Here is a 19851-nt window from a genome sequence, read left to right as displayed (position 1 = left end):
CTTCCGGGCAACAGGGGTGCCCCGAGCACAGCACTCCCAGCCGTTCCGCGTGACGCGCTTCGCGCGTGAGGGTGGACGTCGTCCTGACTTGTACCCCGAGGAGAGCAGAGCATGCCGTCCTACCTGTCGCCGGGCGTCTACGTCGAGGAGGTGGCCAGCGGCTCGCGTCCCATCGAGGGAGTGGGGACATCGGTGGCGGCCTTCGTCGGGCTCGCACCGTCCGGCCCGCTGAACGAACCGACCCTGGTGACCAACTGGACCCAGTTCGTCGCCGCCTTCGGTGCCTTCACCGACGGGTACTACCTGGCGCACTCCGTCTACGGCTTCTTCAACAACGGCGGCAGCGCGGCCTACGTGGTCCGCGTCGGCGGCGCCCCGGGCGGTGCCGCGGGTGAGACGTCCGGCGCCCCCGCCGAGGTGACCGGCTCGGCCGCGCCGGCCGCCCTGCCCGCCGGAACGCCCCAGCAGCTCGGCACGTTCACCGTGACCGCCGTGGCCGCGGGGTCCGGCCCGCTCAGCGTCGAGGTCTCCGACCCCGAGGGCGAGGGCCCCGCCGAGCGGTTCCGACTCGTCGTCAAGGACGGCGACAGGCCCGTCGAGAGCTTCGACGTGAGCGCCAAGAAGAGCAGCCGCACCTACGTCGTCACGCAGGTGAAGGAGCGCTCCAAGCTCATCACCGTGCAGGAGGCGGCACCGGCCGCGCAGCTCGCGCGCCCCGAGAACCAGACCGTGGCCCTCGTCGCCCCGGCCGCCGCTCCCGCCGCCCCGGCCGGCGCCGACGGTGCCGAGAGCCACCCCGGCCCGGCCCAGTACCTCGGCGACTCGGCGGACCGCACCGGTTTCGGCGGTCTGGAGGCCGTGGACGAGATCTCCATGGTCGCCGTCCCCGACCTGATGGCCGCCTACCAGCGCGGCGCCATCGGCCTGGAGGCCGTCAAGGCCGTCCAGCTCGGCCTGATCGCGCACTGCGAACTGATGGGCGACCGGGTCGCCGTCATCGACCCGCCGCCCGGCCTGAACGCCCGTGACATCCGGGTGTGGCGCCAGGAGACCGCCGGCTACGACTCCAAGTACGCCGCGCTCTACTACCCCTGGATCAAGGTCTTCGACCCGGCGAGCGGCCAGAGCCGGACCGTTCCGCCGAGCGGTCACATCGCCGGTGTCTGGGCCCGCAACGACTTCGAGCGCGGGGTGCACAAGGCGCCCGCCAACGAGGTGGTGCGCGGCGCCGTCGACCTGGAGCTCCAGATCACCCGCGGCGAGCAGGACCTGCTCAACCCGATCGGTGTCAACTGCATCCGCGCCTTCCCCGGCCGCGGCATCCGCGTCTGGGGCGCCCGCACCCTGTCCTCGGACCCGGCCTGGCGCTACCTGAACGTCCGCCGGTACTTCAACTACCTGGAGGAGTCGATCCTGATCGGCACCCAGTGGGTGGTGTTCGAGCCCAACGACCACCAGCTGTGGGCCAGGATCCGGCGCAACGTCTCCGCCTTCCTGGTCAACGAGTGGCGCTCGGGCGCCCTCTTCGGCGCCCGGCCGGAGGAGGCGTACTACGTCAAGTGCGACGAGGAGACCAACCCGCCGGAGTCCGTCGACCTCGGCCGGGTCATCTGCGAGATCGGCATCGCGCCGGTCAAGCCGGCCGAGTTCGTGATCTTCCGGCTGGCCCAGTTCTCCAGCGGCAGCGGGGAGCTGGAGGAGTAGGGGAGGCCTTCCGTCTTCCTCTCCGTTCCCCCGCGGTCTCCGCCCTCCCCTCTTCCGAAGGAAAGTAAGAACCCATGAGTCTGCAGCCGGGTGACGCCCTCACGTCACACAATTTCGGCCTCCAGATCGACGGTGTGATGGTCGAGTACCTCGCCGAGGTCAGCGGCCTCAGCATCGAACAGGACGTCATCGAGTACCAGCAGGTCTCGTCCCAGGGCAAGCCCGTCACCAAGAAGATGCCGGGTGTGAAGAAGGCCGGCACCTGCACCGTCGTCCGCGGTATGACCCAGTCCGCCGCGTTCAACCAGTGGATCAACGAGTCGGTCAACGGCGCGATGTCCACGGCCCGCAAGAACGCCACCATCATGGTGATGGACTACCAGAACAATCCGGTCAAGCGGTACAACATGCGCAACGCCTGGTGCAGCAAGATCGACACCAGCACGGTGAAGGCCGGTGAGGCCTCCGCGCTGACCGAGACCGTGACCATCACGTTCGAAGAACTGGTCATCGAGTAATGCGCCGCACCACCGCCCGGCCGGGATCCCTCCCGGCCGGTAGCGCCCCCGCGGACGGGGCCGCTCAGGGGCCGTTCGCGGAGAGTCCGGCGCAGCCGGAGCAGGCCGTGCCCGACGCCGTCGGGCCGGCCCCGGCTCCGGCGGCGTCCGCCGCCCCCGCGGGCCAGGCGCTGCGCACGGAGTTCCCGTTCGAGCTGCCGCGCGGGTACGTCGACGACTCCGGGACCGTGCACCGGCACGGTGTGATGCGGCTGGCGACCGCCCGGGACGAGCTGATCCCGCTGCGCGACATCCGGGTGCAGGAGAACCCCGCGTACCTGTCGGTGGTCCTCCTCGGCCGGGTGATCACCAGGCTGGGCACGCTCCCGATGGTGCACGACGGGGTGGTGGAGAACATGTTCGCCTCCGACCTGGCGTTCCTCCAGGACTTCTACCGGCAGGTCAACGCCGAGGGCCACACCCGGGCCGGCGTGACCTGTCCCCACTGCGAGCAGCCGTTCGAGGTCGAACTCGGCGGGAGCCGCCTGGGGGAATCGTGACGTACGCGACCGACCGGCTGCACGAGGAGATCGCGTACATCGCCTACCACTTCCACTGGAGCCTGGAGAACATCCTGGACCTCGAACACGGCGACCGCCGCCGGTACACGGAGCAGATCACCTCGCTCGTCACCCGCGCCACGGCGGAGGGCTGACGCGGTATGGGATTCCTCGACCGGTTGCGGAGGAACGCGCCGGGGAGGCGGGGCGAGGCCGGCCCGCCCGCCCCGTCCCCTGCCTCGTCCCCGGCCACGGGTGCGGGTGCGGGTGCGGCACGGGTGTCCCCGGAGGCATCCCTCGCGTCCCCGAGATCCCCGAGATCCACGGGATCAGTGGGATCACTGGGATCAGCGGGGTCGGTGGGATCAGCCGACGCCGGTGGCAGGGGTGGCGGTGCGTCCACGGCCGTGGCGCGTACCGCCGCCTGGCCCGGGCTGCCGCCGATCCAGCGGGCCACCGCCCGGCCGTCGTGGCCCGTCGCCGACTCGGGATTCAGCGGCAGGCTGAGCACCTGGCAGAACCCGGCCTTCACCGGCACGCTCTCCCACGCCGTGCTCGACGGCGCACCCGGCGGACTGGTCCAGGGTGTCCTCACCGCCTCGGCGCGGCCCTCGCCGGGACTCGAACTTCCCGCGCTCTCCCTGCCGGTCGCCGCTCCCGACAGGCCCGGCACTGGTGACCCGGGCGACGGCTCGGAGCCGCCGCCGGTGCAGCGCGCGGCGGTACCCTTCGCCGTCAGCCGCCCCTCGGGTCCGTCGGTCACCCCGGTAGCCGCTCCGGCCCCCCGGCCCGCGGCCCTGACCCGGACGACGGCCCCGGCAGCGCCGGTCCAACGACGTGCCCTGCCGGTCGCCGCGAGCCGCGACAGGGGCGGCTCCGGTACACGCACGGCCGCCTCCCCCGCCGCCCCGGCCACCGGGGGCGGCGCTCCGCCCGGCACGCTTCGCCGGCCGCTGCTCGGCGCACCCCTGTCGGCCCCGCCCCCGGGGTCCGCCCCGCTCACGACGCCCCCGGACTCCCCGGCCCCGGACTCCCCGGTCCCGGGCCGCAGCCGTACCGGTGGGCAGGATCCCGTGGTCCAGCGGGCCGTCACGTCCGGGCGGCCGGCGTCCGGTACGCCCGGCCCCGGCCCGGCGCCCATACGCCGGGAGGACACGGGAGGAGCGGCGGAGGAACAGGCACCGGCACCGGTGCCTTCCTCCCCGACGCCCCCGGTACGGTCCCTGGCTCCGGCCCGTGCGCTGACCCACACCGCTCCGTCCGCGCTGTCGCCCGTGGCGCCGAAACTCCGACCCACGCCCGCGGCCGTACCCCTGCGGCAGCCCGCGCCCGCCGTGCAGCGGCGGGCCGCCCGGTCCGGCGGAGGTGCCCCGGGCACGCGGCAACCCGACGCCTCCGGACCGTCGGGCGGTCCAGGTGCCGTCGAAGGCGCCGCACTGCCCGGCACCGCGCCCGCGGCGGGCGGCACCGGCACGGTGACCCCTCCCGCGCCTCCCGCTCCCGCTCCCGCTCCCGCTCCCGCTCCTCCGACAGGTCCTCCGGGGATGCCGGTGGCGTCGTCCGGAGCGCCGACGGTGCAGCGTGCGTCGACCCCGCCCACGGTGCCGTCGGTGCAGCATGCGCCCGCCCCGCCCACCGCGCCGTCGGCCGGCTCTCGCGGGGGCGCCCGGGGCGGCTCACCCGCGTCCGCACCGGCCGCCGTTCCCGTGACCGTCGCGCGGCGCCTCGCCCGGCCCGGCTCCACGGCACCCGCCGCGCCGCTCCGGCGGGTCCCGTCGGCTCCGGTGCCCCGGAGCGCGGACGCTCCCGTGGCGCCCGGGGTCACGCCCTCGCCCGGTTCCTCCCCGTCCGCCGCCACCGCCGGCGAGGTCCCGGCCGTGTCCGGCGTGCGTCGGCCCTCCGGCGCCCCCGACGCGCCCTCCGCCCCCACCACTTCCGCCGACCCCTCCGCTCCCTCCGCGCCCTCCGCCGACGCGGCGTCCGTCCAGCGGGCGCGGAGTGCGGGCACCGCTCCTCGGACCGGCGTCCCGGTCACGGCCCCGTCCCCTGGCACGGACACCCGCGAAGCCGCCGCTCCCGCCGTGCGGCACCGCGCGGACTCCGGGACCGCGAGCCCGGCCACCCCCGTTCCCGGACCCCGCGGCACCGCGCCCGGCGCCGTACCCGCCGTCCAGCGCCGTACGAACCCCGCGGCGGCGACCCCGGCCGCCCCCGTCTCCACGCCCCCCGTCGCTCTCGGCACTCCGGGCGGCCCTCCGCCGTCCGGGACGACGGTCCCCGGGACCGTCGTCCCCGCCCTTCAGCGCCGTACGAGCCCCGGGGAGCCGGTGGAGGCCACGGGAGACCGTGCCGTACTGCCGCCGCTCGGCTCCACCTCCGTCCCCGTGCGGAAGCCGGCGCCCGGGCCGACGCCCAGGCCGACGCCGACGCCGAGGTCGACGCCGAGGTCGACGCCGAGCGGCACCGCGTCCGCCCCGGCTCCCTCCGCCACGCCCGTCGGGCCCCCCATCCAGCGGCTCGCGGCGGGACGGCCCACGCCGCAGGCTCCGTCCGCGCCCGCCGCGCCCGTGGTCCGGCGCTCCGGTTCCGCCGGTCCGGCCGAGTCCCCCCGGCCCTCCGGTTCCGCAGGTCCGGCCGACGACCACACCGGCACGGCACCCGCACCCGCATCCGCACCCGGAGCGGACCCCCGCGCCGAGACGGGCGCGCCCGTGCAGCGCCTCGCCCGGCCCGGCTCGCCGGTGCCCGCGCGACCGGCCGGCTCCGGGCCCGTACAACACCGCCCCGCGCTCCCCGGACCGCAGGCCGGCGCCGCCTCCCGCGCACGGCCCGGCCTCGGCGTTCCCCTCCAGCGCCGCGCCACGCCTACGCCCGCACCCGCACCCGCACCGGAGTCCTCCCGAGAGGGCTCCCCGGTCGCACGCGTGTCCGCGTCCCCCGCCAAGCCCGCGCTGCCCCTGCCCGTCCCCGCCCCCGGGCAGTCCGTGCCGCCCGGTGCGCAGGCCCCCGCCCCCGGCCCGCATACCGCCGCACCGAGCCCGGTGAGGAGCCCCGTGTCCACGTCTCCGTCCACGTCCACGCCCATGCCCTCGGCCGCCGGGCCCAAGAGGGCGTCCTCCCCCGGCCCGGTCCCGCTCCGTGCCCCCGCCGCCTTCGCCCCGGTCCTCCCGGCCCCCGCGGCTTCCTCCGACCCTTCCGCGCCGTCCGTGCAGCGGGCGGCCAAGGCGGACCCGGCTCCGGCGGCCGCCCCCTCGGTGACCCGGCTGCACACCCCAACCCCTCCGGCGCTCCCCGGACCGCCGGCCCCGGTGCAGCGGGCCGGCGTCTCCACCGGGCTGAAGTCGCTCTGGAAGAAGGCCGTTGGCCCGTCCGCGTCGCGCACTCCCGGACCACCGCCCGCGTACACCCCCGGACCGCCCCCTCCGTACGACCCGGGCCCCCCTCCGCCGTACGACGCCGGCCAGCCCCCGCCGTACGACCCCGCCCAGCCTCCGCCGTACAGCCTTCACGACCCGCACCCCGGCGGGCGCGGCTCGCACGCCGGGCAGTTCGATCCGCGCGCCCTGACCGACGGGCAGATCGACGAACTGACCCACCGTCTGCTCGGCCCGCTCACCCGCCTCCTGCGCACCGAACTGCGGATGGACCGGGAACGCATCGGCAGACTCCGCGACCCCCGCTCCTGACCCGCACCCGCCCGCCCCCGACCACCGTTCCACCCGCCTCCGAAAGGCCCTCCGATGCCCAGCGATCTCGATCCGGGATCCACCATCTTCTTCACCCTCACCATCGACGGGGAGAGCCTCGGCGCGTTCAACGGTTGTGAGGGCCTGGCGTCGACGGTGGAGGTCGAGCAGTACCGGGAGGGCGGCAACAACGGGTTCGTGTGGCAACTGCCGACCCGGGTCACCTTCTCCACCATCCGGCTGACCCGTCCGCTGACCCCGGACACCTCGAAGGTCGCCGCCTGGATCTCCTCCGTCACGACCGGCGTCACCCGCCCCACCGCCCAGATCTCGGCGCTGCGCGCGGACGGCTCCGAGGTGGCGCGCTGGGGGCTGATCGACGTACTGCCGGTGAGTTGGCAGGGCCCCTCCCTGGACCCCGCGAACCCGGGTGTGGCCACGGAGGTCCTGGAGATCGCGCACCACGGATTCACGGACTGAGCGGAATCGGTACCGCGAACGGACCGGCGCCCCACGCCCCACACCGGGCACGAGCACCGAGCACCGAGCACCGAACGCCGAACACCAAGCACGGATACACCAGCACCGAGGACGGAGACGAAGGACCATGGCAGGCAAGGGAGGCAAGGGCTCCAAGGGCGGCGCGGGCAAGAGCCTGGTGCGGGCCACGCTGGCCATCCACGAGCCGCCCATCGGCGACAGCACCACACCCGGCGGTCTGATCAAGACCTTCGACTTCGACTTCAACCCGTCGCAGTTGACCCTCACCCGCCGCGCCCAGTGGAAGAGCACGCCGTCCGCCGCCCTGCGCGACGGCCCGCTGCCCGAGTTCATGGGGGCCGAGGGCCGGAGCCTGTCGATGGAGATCTTCCTCGACTCCTCGGGCGACCCCGGTGACAGCAGCGTGCTGAAGAAGGTCGAGGCGCTGTTTTCCTGCTGCGAGGTGACCGCCAAGAGCATCGCCGCGGACCAGCCGTCCACACCGTGGGTGGTGTTCGAGTGGGGGTCGTTCTCCACGGCGCGTTTCACCGCGTACATCGGCAGTGTGGGGGCGAACTACACGCTGTTCGGCACCACGGGCGTACCGATCAGGGCGGCCTGCCAGGTGGAGCTGAACGAGATCCCCAGTCAGACCAAGGGCCAGAACCCGACCTCGGGCGCGCTCACCGCGCGGCGCGTGCACCGGGTCGTGGCGGGCGACACCCTGCAGTCGCTGGCCTGGCGGGAGTACGGCGACGCCGCCGCCTGGCGCTCGATCGCCGAGGCCAACGACATCGACGACCCGGCCCGGCTGCCGGGCGGCACCGAACTGATCCTTCCGGCGGCCGGGGAGGTCGCGTTCTGATGGTCAAGCCCTCCTTCTCCAACATCGTCGACGTCACCTTCGACGGCAAGCCCGTGCCGCCCTACTTCGCCCCGCTGCTCGTCGGCGGCTGGGTCGACCTGGGCGCCGGGGTGCCCGGCGCCTTCCGGGTCACGTTCCGCGACGCGCACGGCCTGGTCCTCGGCAAACTGGGCATCAAGTTCGGCACCGAGGTGGTGATCTCCCCCGTCGCCCACGGCAAGGGCGCCGGCAGTCCGCTGCTGACCGGCGAGGTCACCGGCATGGAGACCGACTACGACGGCACCGGCACCTTCACCGTGATCCGCGGCTACGACCGCGGCCACCGCATGATGCGCCGCCGCCGGGTCGCCGCCTACCGCAACCAGACGGCCTCCGACATCGCCCGCACCCTGGCCGGGCAGGACGGTGTCACCGTCGGCAAGGTGCAGTCCACCCGGACCGTCTACGAGTTCATCAGCCAGGCCAATGTCACCGACTGGGACTTCCTGTCCCGGCTCGCCGACGAGAACGACATGGTGATGTCCCTCGACGCCAAGGGGAAGTTCCGGTTCGTCAAACCGGACCCGGCCTCCGGCGCGCCCCCCACCAGCACGCCGGGCGAGAAGAGCCCGTTCGTCCTCCAGGCCGGCACCGACGTGCTGCGCTGCCGGGCCGCGGTGACCTCCGCCGACCAGTACGGGCGCGTCGAGGCACGCGGCTGGGACGTCGTCGCGAAGAAGGAACTGACCGCGACCGCCCCCACCACCGCCCACGCCGGCATCTCCATCGGCACCACCCCGCAGAAGGCCGCCTCGGCGTTCGGGATCGTCACCGTCGTGGAGACGGAGAAGCCCTACGACCGGCAGAACGAGGTGAAGTTCGCCGCGGACTCCCTCGCCGACGACGTGACCTCGTCCTTCGCCGAGCTCGAGGTCGTCGTGCGCGGCAACCCCAAGCTGCGCCCCGGCGTGCCCGTCACCCTCACCGACGTCGGCGCCCCCTTCGAGGGCAAGTACACGGTGACGTCCGCCCGGCACGTGTTCGGCGACGGCAAGCACTACGAGACCTGGATCACCGTCAGCGGCCGCCAGTGGCGCTCCCTGTTCGGGCTCACCTCCGGCGGCGGGGGCACCGCGGCGGCCGCGCCCCGCCTGCCCAGTGTCGCCAACGCCCTGGTCACCGACGTACAGGACCCGCTCAAGCAGGGCAGGGTCAAGCTGCGGTTCCCGTGGCTGGACGACACCTACGTCTCCGACTGGACCCGCACCGTGCAGATGGGCGGCAAGCGCGGCGGCGGCATCTTCCCGCTCGACGTGGGCGACGAGGTGCTGGTGGCCTTCGACCGTGGCGCCCTCGACCACCCGTTCGTCGTCGGCGGGCTCTACAACGGCGTGGACAAGCCGTCCCCCGTCCGGGACGTACCGCTGCACGACAGCGTGAAGCGGCGGGCGATCCGGCACACCCTGTCCGACCGCGACGCCAACCGCGTCGACCTGCTCAGCCAGACCACCGGCGCCCGCAAGCAGGGCGTCCGCGTCGCCTCCGGCGACGACAAGCTGATCATCAACCTGGACCGTACGAAGACGGAGATCACCGTCGACAGCAAGGGCACCGTCGTCATCAAGGGAAGCCGCTCGGTGTCCGTCGAGGCCGGCACCGACCTGACCCTGAACGGCAGACGGTCCGTGACCATCAAGAGCGGCGGCCCGCTCACCCTCCAGGGCCGCGGCGCCGTCAGTCTGAGCTCGTCGGTCGGTGCCGTCAGCGTCGACGCCAAGGGCGCGCTCTCCCTGAAGGCCATGGGCCTGGCCACCCTCTCCGCGATGGGGAGCGTGCAGATCAACGCGGCGGCCGCCGTGGGCATCCGGGCCGCCACCGTCCCGATCATGGGCCTGCTCACCGCCAACGGAAAGCCGGTGATCTGATGGCCGAGCAGTTCGTCGGATCCGGCTGGGCGTTCCCCCTGCGCATCGGACCCACCGGGGGCATCGCCCTGGTCAGCGGCGAGCAGGAAATCGAGGAGGCCATCCGGCTGGTCCTGGCCACCGCGCCCGGCGAGCGGCCGATGCGCCCGGAGTTCGGCTGCGCCATCCACGACCTGGTGTTCGCCCCCGTCAACGAGGCCACCGCCGGCCGCATCCAGCACGAGGTGTACTCCAGCCTCGACCGCTGGGAGCCGCGCATCGAGGTCGAGGACGTGGAGGTCACCGCCGGCCCCGGCGAGGGCGTCCTGCACATCGACGTCCGCTACTCCGTCCGCGGGACCAACAACCCGCGCAGCCTCGTCTTCCCCTTCTACGTCATCCCCTCCCACGACGAGCCCGGCACGAGCGGCACGGCCGGTGCGGGCGCGTCGGGCCCCCTCCCCGAAAGCGACCGCTGATGGCCCTGCCCTCTCCCCACCTCGACGACCGCCGCTTCCAGCAGTTCGTCGACGACGCCAAGCGCTACATCCAGCAGCGCGCCCCGGAGTGGACCGACCACAACGTCTCCGACCCCGGGGTCACCCTGGTCGAGGCGGTCGCGCACATGGCGGACCAGATTGTGTACCGCCTCAACCGGGTGCCCGAGAAGAACCACCTGGCCTTCCTCGACCTCGTCGGCATCAGCCTGTTCCCGCCCACCGCCGCGCGTACCGACGTCACGTTCTGGCTGTCCGCGCCGCAGGACGAGCCGGTGGTGCTGCCCGAGGGCACCGAGGTGGCCACCACCCGCACCGAGCGCGACGAGGCCGTGGTCTTCGCCACCGAGCGCGAACTCACCGTCGTCCCCTGCTCGCTCGGCCGGCTGGCCGTGCAGAACCAGGGCGAGCCGGTCGCCGACCGCACCGACGACCTGGCCGAGGGCAAGGACGTGCTCTGCTTCACCGAGGCCCCCCGCCCCGGCGACTGCATGCTGTTCGGCCTGAGCGCCGCCGTCCCGCACTGCGTCGTCGCCCTGGAACTCGACAGCCGCGTCGACGGCGTCGGCGTCGACCCGCGCCAGCCCCCGCTGGTGTGGGAGGCGTGGACCGAGGACGGCTGGACGGACTGCGAGGTCGACCGCGACGCCACCGGTGGCCTCAACCGGCCCGGCGAGGTCGTCCTGCACGTCCCCGGCGGACACGTGCTCTCCCGCAACGGCGGCCACGAGGGCGGCTGGCTGCGCTGCCGGGTCACCGAACCCCTGACCGGCCAGCCCTTCTACACCACCTCCCCGTCCGTGCGGGCCGCCGAGGCGTACACCCTCGGCGGCACCACCGGCACCGTGCACGCCGAAACCGTGCGCGACGAGCCGCTCGGCGAGTCCACCGGCCTGCCCGGCCAGCGGCTGCGCCTGGCCCACGCGCCCGTCGTCGGCGACACCCCGCCCGTCCTCCTGCAGAGCGCCGAGCACGACGGCTGGACCGACTGGGACGTCGTCCCCCACTTCGCCGGCTCCCGCCCGCACGACCGGCACATCACCCTGGACGCCACCACCGGCGAGATCGCCTTCGGTCCCGCGGTCCGCGAACCCGACGGCTCCCTGCGCCAGTACGGGGCCGTCCCCCCGAAGGGCGCCGTCATCCGCGCCCGCCGCTACCGCACCGGCGGCGGCAGGTCCGGCAACGTCGCCCGCGGCGCCGTCCGCGTCCTGCGCCGCTCCGTGCCGTACGTCTCCGAGGTCATCAACCGGGAGGCCGCGCGCGGCGGCGTCGACGGCGAGACCGTCGAGGAGGCGAAGACCCGGGCGCCCATCACCCTGCGCGCCCAGGAACGCGCGGTCACCCTGCGCGACTACGAGGAACTCGCCCGCCGCGCCGCCCCCGACACCGCCCGCATCACCTGTCTGGAAGGAGAGGAGAGCGAGCACGGCGCCTACGCGGTCCGGGTCCTGGTCGTCCCCCAGGCCGTGCCCGACCCCGGCGGCCGGCTGCGCTTCGAACAGCTCGTCCCCGGCGACGCGCTGCTCTCCCGCATCACCCGCTACCTCGACGAACGCCGGCTGATCGGCACCCGCCTCGCCGTCGGCCCGCCGTTCTACCAGGGCGTCACCGTCGTCGCCACCGTGCACGCCTTCCGCGGTACCGACACCGACCGGGTCCGCCGCCAGGCCCACGACGCCCTCTACCGCCACCTCGACCCGCTCACCGGAGGCGCCGACGGCACCGGCTGGCCGTTCGGACGGCCCGTACAGGCCGGGGAGATCTTCGCCGTCCTCCAGCGCGTGCCGGGTGTGGAACTCGTCGACCAGGTCCTGCTGCACCCCGCCGACCCGATCACCGGCAAGCGCGGTGAGGCCACCGACCGGATCGACCTGTCCGCCCCGTCCCTCGTGTTCTCCTTCGACCACCGGGTCCGCGTGATCGGGGACGGCGCGTGAGAGGCTCCATCGACGGGCTGGGCTCCTCCGCGCCGATCGGCCCGACGCTGCCCGCGATCTTCGCCGACGACGATCTGGCGCAGCGCTTCGTCGCCGGGCTCGACGAGGTCCTCGCGCCCTTCCTGGTCGTCCTCGACAACCTGGACTCCTACTTCGACCCCGCGCTCGCCCCGCTCGACTTCACCCGCTGGCTGGCCGACTGGGTCGGCGCCGAGACCGACGGCATCGAGACCGACGGCGCCCCCGCGGGCGGCCTCACCGGGGAACACCGGCTGCGGGCCGCCGTCGCCGCCGCCACCTACCTGCACCGGGTACGGGGCACCCGGCGCGGCCTGTCCGAAGCGGTGCGCCTGGTGTTCGGCGTGACGCCGCGGATCACCGAGAGCGGCGCCGCCGAGTGGCACGCCCGCCCGCTCGGCCCGGTACCCGGTGACCGCCGCCCGCACCTGCACGTCTCCCTGGCGCTGCCCGACCCGACCACCGCCGACACCCACCGGCTGGACACCCTGGTCGCGGCCGCCCGCCCCGCCCACATGCCCTACACGGTCGAGGTCACCGCCGCGACCACCGCCGAAAGGACCACCGACAGATGACCAGCCAGTCCTCCGGACCCGGCCGGGCCGCCCCCAGCTGCGCCGAGTGCGGCACCCCGGCGGAACCCGGCCAGTCCTTCTGCGACTCCTGCGGAGCGGTCCTCGGCTGGGCCGGCGACGGCCGGCCGGGACGCACCGGGCCCACGACACGCACCGCGGCGACCGGCGCCCCCACCCGCGCCACGACCGCCCCCGGCACCGACGACCGGACGGACACCCCGGGCCGCCCCGACGACGGCCACGGGGACGACTCCGGCGACCGGGACCGCACCGCGATACCGCGCCCCCGGACGGCACCGGCGGACTCCGGCGCCCACAGCACCGCACCGGCGGCGGCCCCGGCGGCGGCCCCGGCGACGTCACGCGCCGACGGCCGGGCCGCCGCACCGGGAACACCCCCGCCCCACACCCCGTACGGACACGACAGCGGGCACGAGGGCGGACGCGGCGACGGACATGACGACGGACGCGGCGACGGACGCGGCGACGGACCCAGCGACCGGCATAACGGCGGACACGGCGACGGGCAGGACCACGCCACCGGAACCGCCACCACCGCACCTGCCGCCCCCCGCCCGGCCGACGCGTACGCCACGGCCCCCGACGACGACACCGAACCCCTGCCGCACGTGACGGACTCCCCCGAGCCGTCGCAGCAGCACCACCACGCCGCCGCCGCCGACGACGCCGAGCGGGCCAGGTCCCTGCTCGTCCCCGTCGCCGACCCGGAGCCCCGCGCCCCGGACGAGCCCGCCGTCGCGCCGGTCCTGCCCGGACGTCCCGTCGCCCACCGCCCCCAGGTCCGCGCCGTGGGCCCGCAGACCGACGCCGAGGGCGGCATCCCCTGCCCCTGGTGCTCCACCCTCAACCGCCCCGAACGGCACTACTGCTCCCGGTGCGCCATGTCGATGACCCGCGGCGAGGACACCCCGGGACGGCCGCCCTGGTGGCGCCGGATGTTCGGCGCCCGGGACGCCGAGTCGGCCTGGGCGGGCGACCGCCCGCGACTGCGCCGGGGCTTCGGCCACATCTGGAACTGGGTCGTCGCCGCCGTCGTCATCGGACTGGTCATCACCCTGGTCGTGAACCTCGGCGCGATGATCCAGGCCACCCGCGATCACTTCGCCAAGCGGGCCCCGATCGGTCCGTCCAGCGTCAAGGCGTCCCGCTCCTTCTCCGATCACGGCGCGTCCCTCGCCTTCGACAAGCTCAACAACACCTGGTGGGGCCCCGGCATCTCGCAGGACGCCGAGGGCGAATGGCTGGAGGCCACCTTCGACCAGCCGACCCGCCTGCTGGACCTCGTGATCACCCCCGGCACCTCGACCAAGCCGGACCAGCTCTCGAAGTCGGCGCTCCCGCGTCAGCTCGACGCCCGGATCACCCTCGCCGACGGCGAGAAGATCACCCGCACCATCACCCTGGACCAGGGCGCCGGCGGCCAGCGCCGCAAGTTCCGGGTCGGCGAGGTGACCGCCGTGCGCTTCGTCCTGCGCTCGGCCTACGGAGCCGACCCGAAGAAGCAGGTGGCGATCGCCGAGATCGAGTTCTTCGGCCCGTCGAGCAACAACACCTGAGTCTCACCACGCGCGGCAGGTCGCTCCACCGGTGCCGGTGCCGGAGCGGGCTCGCCCTCCTCGTCGCCGGCCGACCCGGCCGGCGACGAGGGGACGCTCAACAGGGCGGACCCGTCGCCGTGTTCGCGCACAACCCGGGCCTCGCACCGCATCCGACTCACCATCGAGAATATGCGCCCCGGCGTACAACCCTCACGTGCCCCCGCCGGTCTCATGATCGCCGACCGCCCGGTGAACCACGGGACAACCCAGGGTGAACCCGGACGGCCCCGGCACCTCATCGACTCCGGACGCCCGCCAGGCGTCCCTCGCATGCCGCAGGAGACCCCGCATGCACCGACACATGAGACTCGCCCTCGCCTCGGCCACCGCCGTCGCGCTCACGGGCGGTCTGCTCACCCTCGTCGCCTCACCGGCGACGGCCGCCGACTCCACCAAGGTCGCCCTGGCCGACTTCAACGGCGACGGCCGGGGCGACCTGGCCACCTCGGCCATGGGCGCCTACGTATCCGGCAAGGCCGACGCCGGCCAGTTCGCCGTCCTCTACGGCACCTCCACCGGTGTGTCGTCCGCCAAGCGCCACACCATCAGCCAGAACACCAGCGGTGTCCCCGGTGGCGCCGAAGCCGGCGACAACTTCGGCTACGACCACGCGTACGCCGACTTCAACGGCGACGGCTACGACGACGTCGCCGTCTCCGCCCCGTACGAGGACCTCGGGAGCGACAAGGACGGCGGCCTCCTCACCATCCTGTGGGGCTCGGCCTCCGGCATCACCGGCAAGGCCATCACCGTCAACGACCCGGCCCCCTCCTCCCACGACCTGTGGGGCAAGAACCTCGCCGCCGGCGACTTCGACGGCGACGGCAAGGCCGATCTGGCCGTCGGCAGCGACAACGCCACCATTCACGTCTACAAGGGCGGCTTCACCACCACCGGCACGTCCGGCGGCCGCTACACCATCAAGCCTCCGATCATGGGCGGCGAGGCGGACGGCCCGCTGAACCTGACCGCCGGGGACGTCGACGGCGGCGCGACCGACCTGGTCGTCGACGGCTTCGAGACCGCCTCCCAGTACGGCTGGAACCGCAACTACTTCATCCCCGGTTCCTCCACCGGCCTGAAGACGTCCGCGGCCAAGTCCCTGAAGCCCGGCGTCATCACCGCGATCGGTGACATCGACAACGACGGCTTCGGCGACATCGTCAGCGGCGCCTACTGGAACTCCACGCTCGACGACGGCACGCCGATCCCCGACTCCGCCAAGGGCGGCAAGGTCTGGGTCACCCACGGCTCGGCCACCGGCCCGCTCACCGGCTCCGCCACCGGCATCACCCAGAACACCGGCAACATCCCCGGCACCTCCGAGGGCAACGACTACTTCGGATACGAGCTCGACCTCGGTGACATCAACGCCGACGGCTTCCTCGACCTCGCCATCGGTGTCGCCGGCGAGAACATCGAAACCGAGGTCGACACCGGCGCGGTCGTCCTCCTGTACGGCAGCGCGGACGGTCTGAACACCACCTCCGGCCTCCAGTCCTTCAACCAGAACACCACGGGCGTCCCGGGCGGCAACGAGGACAACGACCGCTTCGGCCTGGACGTCAAGCTCGACGACGTCACCGGCGACGGAAAGGCCGACCTGATCGTCGGCTCCGCCGAGGACAAGGGCGACGGCGCGATCGTCTACCTGCCGTCCAACGGCACGAAGATCACTACGAGCGGCTCCCGCTTCATCTCCGCGGGCACGTCGGGCGTCTCCACGACCGGCACCCCGTTCTTCGGCTCCAACTTCGCCGACTGACCGACCCACGTCCCCGCGCCGGGCCCGCGTACCACCGCGGGCCCGGCCGCACGTCCACCGGCCGCCCCCGACCCACCGGGCCACCGGGCCACCGGGCCACCAGACCACCGGCGGCGACCACGTGCCCCGGCCGCGCGCCCCGACGCACACGCGACGACGGCCTCCTCTGCCGACGCGTCTCCGTCCTCCGGAGGACCGGAACGCACCACCCCCCTACGGAAGACGGACCCCGAGGCTGACGGCCCCTTAGGGGATGTCACAGCTCGGCCGCAAAGCCCTGCCCGAAAGCCGGGGTCCGGCACGCGGCCGCCGGGGACCAGGTACGTTCGATGACGTGGCTGGATTCAGGATCGGACGCGGCCGGAACAACAACGGCGCTCCCAACGCGCGACCGCAACAACCCCCGCACGGACAGCAGGCGCCGCCGGGGCCGTCATACGGCTACCCGCAGGCGCCACAGCCTCCGGCATACGGACAGGGCGGCGGGGGCGGCAGCCCGTGGCCACAGGCACACGGCGGCCGCGGCGGCCACGGCGGTCCGGCCGGCTACGGCGAGCCGGAGTACTTCGGCGACGGCGCGCACCCCCACTCCCCCCACGGCGGCCCGGACCCGTACGCGGCCAACAACCCGGGTCACACCCAGGCCTTCTCGATCAACGACGACCCCTACAACCAGGGCGACACCTACCATGCCGGCTCGGCCCCGCCCCCCGGCCCGGTCGGCCCCCGTCTGCACTGGAAGGACCTGCTGAAGGGCATCGTCCTGTCCCCCGCGCGGACGTTCCTCCAGATGCGCGACTACACGATGTGGGGCCCCGCCCTCGTCGTCACCTTCCTCTACGGCCTGCTCGCCGTCTTCGGCTTCGACGGCGCCCGCGAGGACGCCATCAACGCCACGCTGTCGAACGCGGTCCCGATCGTCCTGACCACGGCCGTCGCACTGGTGCTCAGCTCGTTCGTCCTCGGCGTGGTCACCCACACCCTGGCCCGCCAGCTCGGCGGCACCGGCGCCTGGCAGCCCACGGTCGGCCTCTCCATGCTGATCATGTCCATCACGGACGCCCCCCGCCTGGTCTTCGCCATGTTCGCCGGCGGCGACGCGCCCTTCGTCCAGATCCTCGGCTGGGCGACCTGGGTGGCGGGCGGCGCCCTGCTCACGGTCATGGTCAGCCGCTCCCACGACCTCCCGTGGCCGAAGGCCCTGGGCGCGTCGGCGATCCAGCTGATCGCCCTGCTGTCGATCGTGAAGCTGGGCACGTTCTGACCCACCGGCCACACAGGAAAGGGGCTCCCCACGGGGAGCCCCTTTCTCGTATCGCTGCCGTCGGTGGCCGTCAGGCGTCGAGCACCCGCTCGTCCCGCCGGACCACCGGCGGTTGCACGGAAGAGGGGAAATCGATCCACTCATCGGTCCGCTTCCAGACGTACCCGCACGTCACCAGCGACCGCGTCTTCCCGTGGACGACGGCGCTGCGCACCCAGGCGACGCCGAACTGCTCGTAGCTCAGGTTCTCCCGCACGCCACTCACACGCTCACACCTGTGTCCGGTGGAAGTTGAGGAACGACCGGGAGGCCGTCGGCCCCCGCTGCCCCTGGTACCGGGACCCGTACCGCTCACTGCCGTACGGGTGCTCGGCCGGCGAGCTGAGCCGGAACATGCACAGCTGCCCGATCTTCATACCGGGCCACAGCTTGATCGGGAGCGTCGCGAGGTTGCTGAGCTCCAGGGTCACGTGCCCCGAGAACCCGGGGTCGATGAAGCCGGCGGTCGAGTGCGTCACCAGCCCGAGCCGCCCGAGCGAGCTCTTGCCCTCCAGCCGCGAGGCGAGATCGTCCGGCAGCGAGATGACCTCGTACGTGCTGGCCAGCACGAACTCGCCGGGATGCAGGATGAACGGCTCATCGCCCTCCGGCTCCACTAGCCGGGTCAGATCCGCCTGCTCGACGGAGGGGTCGATGTGCGGGTACCGGTGGTTCTCGAACACCCGGAAGTAGCGGTCGAGGCGTACGTCGATGCTGGACGGCTGCACCATGGATGCGTCGTAGGGATCGATCCGCACCCGTCCGGCGTCGATCTCGGCCCGGATGTCCTTGTCTGAGAGAAGCACGCCCCGAGAATACGCAAGACGCGCGGGACGGCCACCACCGGCCGCCCCGCGCGCCCACGCCCTCTGTCTGCCCCTCCCGCGCTACCGCTTCAGCAGAGTCACCGGTACGACGCTGCGAAGCCGCGCACAGCGCGGACATCGCAGGAGCCGACCGGGGCCGAGTCGATCGGCCTGCTGCATCGGGAACGAGGCGGCGGTGAACACGTGCCCATCGGCACAGCGGACGACGGTGCGCTCCATCAAGTCCAAGAGTCCCTTCCCCAAGAGCCGCGCCTGGCTTGCTGCCCTGACGACAAAAGCCACGTTACGGGATCAAAGGAACGGCCCTCCAGGCGGCACCCCGCTCTCGCGCCACCGCTTCACGGTACGCCCCAACGCCTGCCCTCCGCAGCCGCATCCACACCCTGAAACACCGTCAGGCCCCCGAGCCTTGAGCACCGGGGGCCTGACATGGGGTAGAGTGAGCGGGCGTCCGGACACCACTCATGCGGCGGGGTCTGGATCTTACGCGGGTGTAGTTTAATGGTAGAACATCAGCTTCCCAAGCTGAGAGCGCGAGTTCGATTCTCGTCACCCGCTCCACGCGAAACCCCCAGGTCATAGACCCGGGGGTTCTTTGTTGTCGTCGTCGGGCCCGGCGACCGCCCGTTGCCGCTCCTCGTCGGAATACTGTTGGACCGGCGCGGCCTTCCCGCACGGCCGGTAGGCCCGCACCATCGTTCCCCTGAGCCGCCGGTGCACGCGCTCACACACCGGCCGACCTTTTCTCCTCCAGTTCCGCAGTGCCGTGACCGCTCCCACCGCGGCGAAGCAGAGCCCTGCTGTCGCACCGAACGCAGCCCCTGCGAACAGGATCGCGTCAGCGATTCCCGTGCCGGTCACGTACTTCAACGCGGCGACACACACAGCGATCAATGTGGAGCGAGGTGCTGGAGAACCGGCGGCGGGCTCTGGCCCTCACCCGCCTGCGGGCGGCGTCGGCCGAGGGCCCCTTCGATCTCGATCTCCTTGAGGACAAGGGGAACTACCGTCGGTGAACGCCGCTCAGTTCCTGATCGACACCAGCGCACTCGCCCGTCTGCTGCGCGGCGACGCCGAGCAATACGGATGGGACCGGGCGGCGGCAGCCGGGCTCATCGCCACGTGCGCCATCACCGAGCTGGAGTTCTTCTACAGCGCGCGTTCCGCCGCCGACCGTGCACAAGGGATCGAGGACCTGCCCCTGCTCTTCGGCTGGGTGCCGGTCGACGACCGCGCCTACGACCGCGCCTGGCAGGTCCAGGAAATCCTCACCCAACGCGGACAGCACCGCAGTGCCGGAGCCGTCGACCTCGTGGTGGCGGCCACGGCCGAGTTTCAGGGACTGACCCTCCTGCACCGCGACCGGGACGTCGAACGCATCGCCGCCGTCACAGGCCAGGCACTCCAGTGGTACGGGCCAGAACCCGGCAAATGAACCCAGGGGGCCAGGCGTTCGGCTGTTCCGTGGAAGCCTCGGCCACCGGCCTGTGATGGCCGAGGGGCTGGGGCCGGGAATCGGCGCATGCGCGAAGGTGCTCCCCGACCAGATGCCCGCCTCTCCCGGAGATGGGTCCGCTTTACCGCGCCGGTGGCGTCCACCACATGGTCTGGTCCGCTGAGCCGGGCTTCCGA

Annotated in this window: 18 protein-coding genes, 1 tRNA gene and 1 pseudogene; 17 read left to right on the top strand and 3 right to left on the bottom strand. The window is 73.3% G+C overall.

Going from position 1 to position 19851, the window contains the following annotated elements:
* Positions 1-111: 111 nt before the first annotated feature.
* From ACZ5C2_RS09940 to ACZ5C2_RS09925, 4 genes are all read left to right on the top strand, one after another.
* Entirely contained in the window at positions 112-1704 is a 1593-nt protein-coding gene (locus ACZ5C2_RS09940) for a phage tail sheath family protein (RefSeq protein WP_468788492.1), read from the top strand.
* 74 nt (positions 1705-1778) lie between these two features.
* A complete protein-coding gene (locus ACZ5C2_RS09935) occupies positions 1779-2222 on the top strand; it encodes a phage tail protein (RefSeq protein ID WP_360400493.1) in 444 nt (147 codons plus the stop codon).
* Positions 2222-2761, top strand: a complete 540-nt coding sequence (locus ACZ5C2_RS09930) for a hypothetical protein (RefSeq protein WP_468788490.1) — start codon at positions 2222-2224, stop codon at positions 2759-2761. Before ACZ5C2_RS09935 ends, ACZ5C2_RS09930 begins: the two co-directional genes overlap by 1 nt.
* Positions 2758-2916, top strand: a complete 159-nt coding sequence (locus ACZ5C2_RS09925) for a DUF6760 family protein (protein ID WP_215209509.1) — start codon at positions 2758-2760, stop codon at positions 2914-2916. The genes ACZ5C2_RS09930 and ACZ5C2_RS09925 overlap by 4 nt, the downstream gene beginning before the upstream one ends.
* 2144 nt (positions 2917-5060) lie before the next feature.
* Here ACZ5C2_RS09925 and ACZ5C2_RS09920 read toward each other — a convergent pair.
* The gene (locus ACZ5C2_RS09920; RefSeq protein ID WP_468788488.1) at positions 5061-5297 is read right to left on the bottom strand and encodes a hypothetical protein; all 237 of its coding nucleotides are present in this window, start codon (positions 5295-5297) and stop codon (positions 5061-5063) included.
* A 517-nt stretch (positions 5298-5814) separates the two neighbouring features.
* Here ACZ5C2_RS09920 and ACZ5C2_RS09915 point away from each other — a divergent pair.
* The 10 genes from ACZ5C2_RS09915 (at position 5815) to ACZ5C2_RS09870 (ending at position 17353) form a co-directional block, all read left to right on the top strand.
* Entirely contained in the window at positions 5815-6447 is a 633-nt protein-coding gene (locus tag ACZ5C2_RS09915; RefSeq protein ID WP_468788486.1) for an extensin, read from the top strand.
* A gap of 54 nt (positions 6448-6501) precedes the next feature.
* Positions 6502-6927 (top strand): phage tail protein, encoded by a 426-nt coding sequence (locus ACZ5C2_RS09910; protein WP_468788484.1) that lies wholly within the window; start codon positions 6502-6504, stop codon positions 6925-6927.
* 127 nt (positions 6928-7054) lie between these two features.
* Complete coding sequence (locus ACZ5C2_RS09905; protein ID WP_468788482.1) at positions 7055-7792, top strand: CIS tube protein; 738 nt, start codon at positions 7055-7057, stop codon at positions 7790-7792.
* Positions 7792-9696: a VgrG-related protein gene (locus ACZ5C2_RS09900; protein WP_468788480.1), complete on the top strand. Its 1905-nt coding sequence runs from the start codon at positions 7792-7794 to the stop codon at positions 9694-9696. The genes ACZ5C2_RS09905 and ACZ5C2_RS09900 overlap by 1 nt, the downstream gene beginning before the upstream one ends.
* The gene (locus ACZ5C2_RS09895; RefSeq protein ID WP_468788478.1) at positions 9696-10154 is read left to right on the top strand and encodes a GPW/gp25 family protein; all 459 of its coding nucleotides are present in this window, start codon (positions 9696-9698) and stop codon (positions 10152-10154) included. The genes ACZ5C2_RS09900 and ACZ5C2_RS09895 overlap by 1 nt, the downstream gene beginning before the upstream one ends.
* Positions 10154-12112 carry a putative baseplate assembly protein gene (locus ACZ5C2_RS09890; protein ID WP_468788476.1) on the top strand — a complete coding sequence of 653 codons (1959 nt, stop codon included), beginning with the start codon at positions 10154-10156 and terminating at the stop codon, positions 12110-12112. The genes ACZ5C2_RS09895 and ACZ5C2_RS09890 overlap by 1 nt, the downstream gene beginning before the upstream one ends.
* Positions 12109-12705: a phage tail protein gene (locus tag ACZ5C2_RS09885; RefSeq protein WP_468788474.1), complete on the top strand. Its 597-nt coding sequence runs from the start codon at positions 12109-12111 to the stop codon at positions 12703-12705. The genes ACZ5C2_RS09890 and ACZ5C2_RS09885 overlap by 4 nt, the downstream gene beginning before the upstream one ends.
* Entirely contained in the window at positions 12702-14282 is a 1581-nt protein-coding gene (locus ACZ5C2_RS09880) for a zinc ribbon domain-containing protein (protein WP_468788472.1), read from the top strand. The genes ACZ5C2_RS09885 and ACZ5C2_RS09880 overlap by 4 nt, the downstream gene beginning before the upstream one ends.
* 331 nt (positions 14283-14613) lie before the next feature.
* Positions 14614-16089 (top strand): VCBS repeat-containing protein, encoded by a 1476-nt coding sequence (locus ACZ5C2_RS09875; RefSeq protein ID WP_468788470.1) that lies wholly within the window; start codon positions 14614-14616, stop codon positions 16087-16089.
* 253 nt (positions 16090-16342) lie between these two features.
* The gene (locus tag ACZ5C2_RS09870) at positions 16343-17353 is read left to right on the top strand and encodes a Yip1 family protein (protein WP_468788468.1); all 1011 of its coding nucleotides are present in this window, start codon (positions 16343-16345) and stop codon (positions 17351-17353) included.
* A gap of 70 nt (positions 17354-17423) precedes the next feature.
* Here the strand turns inward: ACZ5C2_RS09870 and ACZ5C2_RS09865 are convergent.
* Together ACZ5C2_RS09865 and dcd are read right to left on the bottom strand one after the other, a co-directional pair.
* A pseudogene (locus tag ACZ5C2_RS09865) lies at positions 17424-17576 on the bottom strand (phosphoribosyltransferase); the annotation flags it as partial.
* Positions 17577-17622: 46 nt separating this feature from the next.
* A complete protein-coding gene (gene dcd, locus ACZ5C2_RS09860; RefSeq protein ID WP_468788466.1) occupies positions 17623-18198 on the bottom strand; it encodes a dCTP deaminase in 576 nt (191 codons plus the stop codon).
* Positions 18199-18706: 508 nt separating this feature from the next.
* Between dcd and ACZ5C2_RS09855 the strand changes: the two genes are divergently transcribed.
* From ACZ5C2_RS09855 to ACZ5C2_RS09845, 3 genes are all read left to right on the top strand, one after another.
* Positions 18707-18780, top strand: a tRNA-Gly gene (locus ACZ5C2_RS09855).
* A gap of 260 nt (positions 18781-19040) precedes the next feature.
* The gene (locus ACZ5C2_RS09850; protein ID WP_468788570.1) at positions 19041-19235 is read left to right on the top strand and encodes a type II toxin-antitoxin system VapB family antitoxin; all 195 of its coding nucleotides are present in this window, start codon (positions 19041-19043) and stop codon (positions 19233-19235) included.
* A complete protein-coding gene (locus ACZ5C2_RS09845; RefSeq protein WP_468788464.1) occupies positions 19232-19654 on the top strand; it encodes a PIN domain-containing protein in 423 nt (140 codons plus the stop codon). The genes ACZ5C2_RS09850 and ACZ5C2_RS09845 overlap by 4 nt, the downstream gene beginning before the upstream one ends.
* The last annotated feature ends 197 nt before the right edge of the window (positions 19655-19851 follow it).

It is taken from the genome of Streptomyces sp. NPDC031365 (assembly GCF_055569765.1).
Note: the sequence above shows the minus strand (reverse complement) of the source record. Positions and strands in the feature narration are given on the sequence as shown.

Bases quoted from the DNA above. Each gene is read 5' to 3' on its own strand.
- ACZ5C2_RS09910 (WP_468788484.1), top strand. From the start codon at position 6,502: ATGCCCAGCGATCTCGATCCGGGATCCACCATCTTCTTCACCCTCACC.
- ACZ5C2_RS09930 (WP_468788490.1), top strand. From the start codon at position 2,222: ATGCGCCGCACCACCGCCCGGCCGGGATCCCTCCCGGCCGGTAGCGCC.
- ACZ5C2_RS09880 (WP_468788472.1), top strand. From the start codon at position 12,702: ATGACCAGCCAGTCCTCCGGACCCGGCCGGGCCGCCCCCAGCTGCGCC.
- ACZ5C2_RS09870 (WP_468788468.1), top strand. From the start codon at position 16,343: ATGTCACAGCTCGGCCGCAAAGCCCTGCCCGAAAGCCGGGGTCCGGCA.
- ACZ5C2_RS09905 (WP_468788482.1), top strand. From the start codon at position 7,055: ATGGCAGGCAAGGGAGGCAAGGGCTCCAAGGGCGGCGCGGGCAAGAGC.
- ACZ5C2_RS09900 (WP_468788480.1), top strand. From the start codon at position 7,792: ATGGTCAAGCCCTCCTTCTCCAACATCGTCGACGTCACCTTCGACGGC.
- ACZ5C2_RS09875 (WP_468788470.1), top strand. From the start codon at position 14,614: ATGCACCGACACATGAGACTCGCCCTCGCCTCGGCCACCGCCGTCGCG.
- ACZ5C2_RS09890 (WP_468788476.1), top strand. From the start codon at position 10,154: ATGGCCCTGCCCTCTCCCCACCTCGACGACCGCCGCTTCCAGCAGTTC.
- ACZ5C2_RS09895 (WP_468788478.1), top strand. From the start codon at position 9,696: ATGGCCGAGCAGTTCGTCGGATCCGGCTGGGCGTTCCCCCTGCGCATC.
- ACZ5C2_RS09935 (WP_360400493.1), top strand. From the start codon at position 1,779: ATGAGTCTGCAGCCGGGTGACGCCCTCACGTCACACAATTTCGGCCTC.
- ACZ5C2_RS09940 (WP_468788492.1), top strand. From the start codon at position 112: ATGCCGTCCTACCTGTCGCCGGGCGTCTACGTCGAGGAGGTGGCCAGC.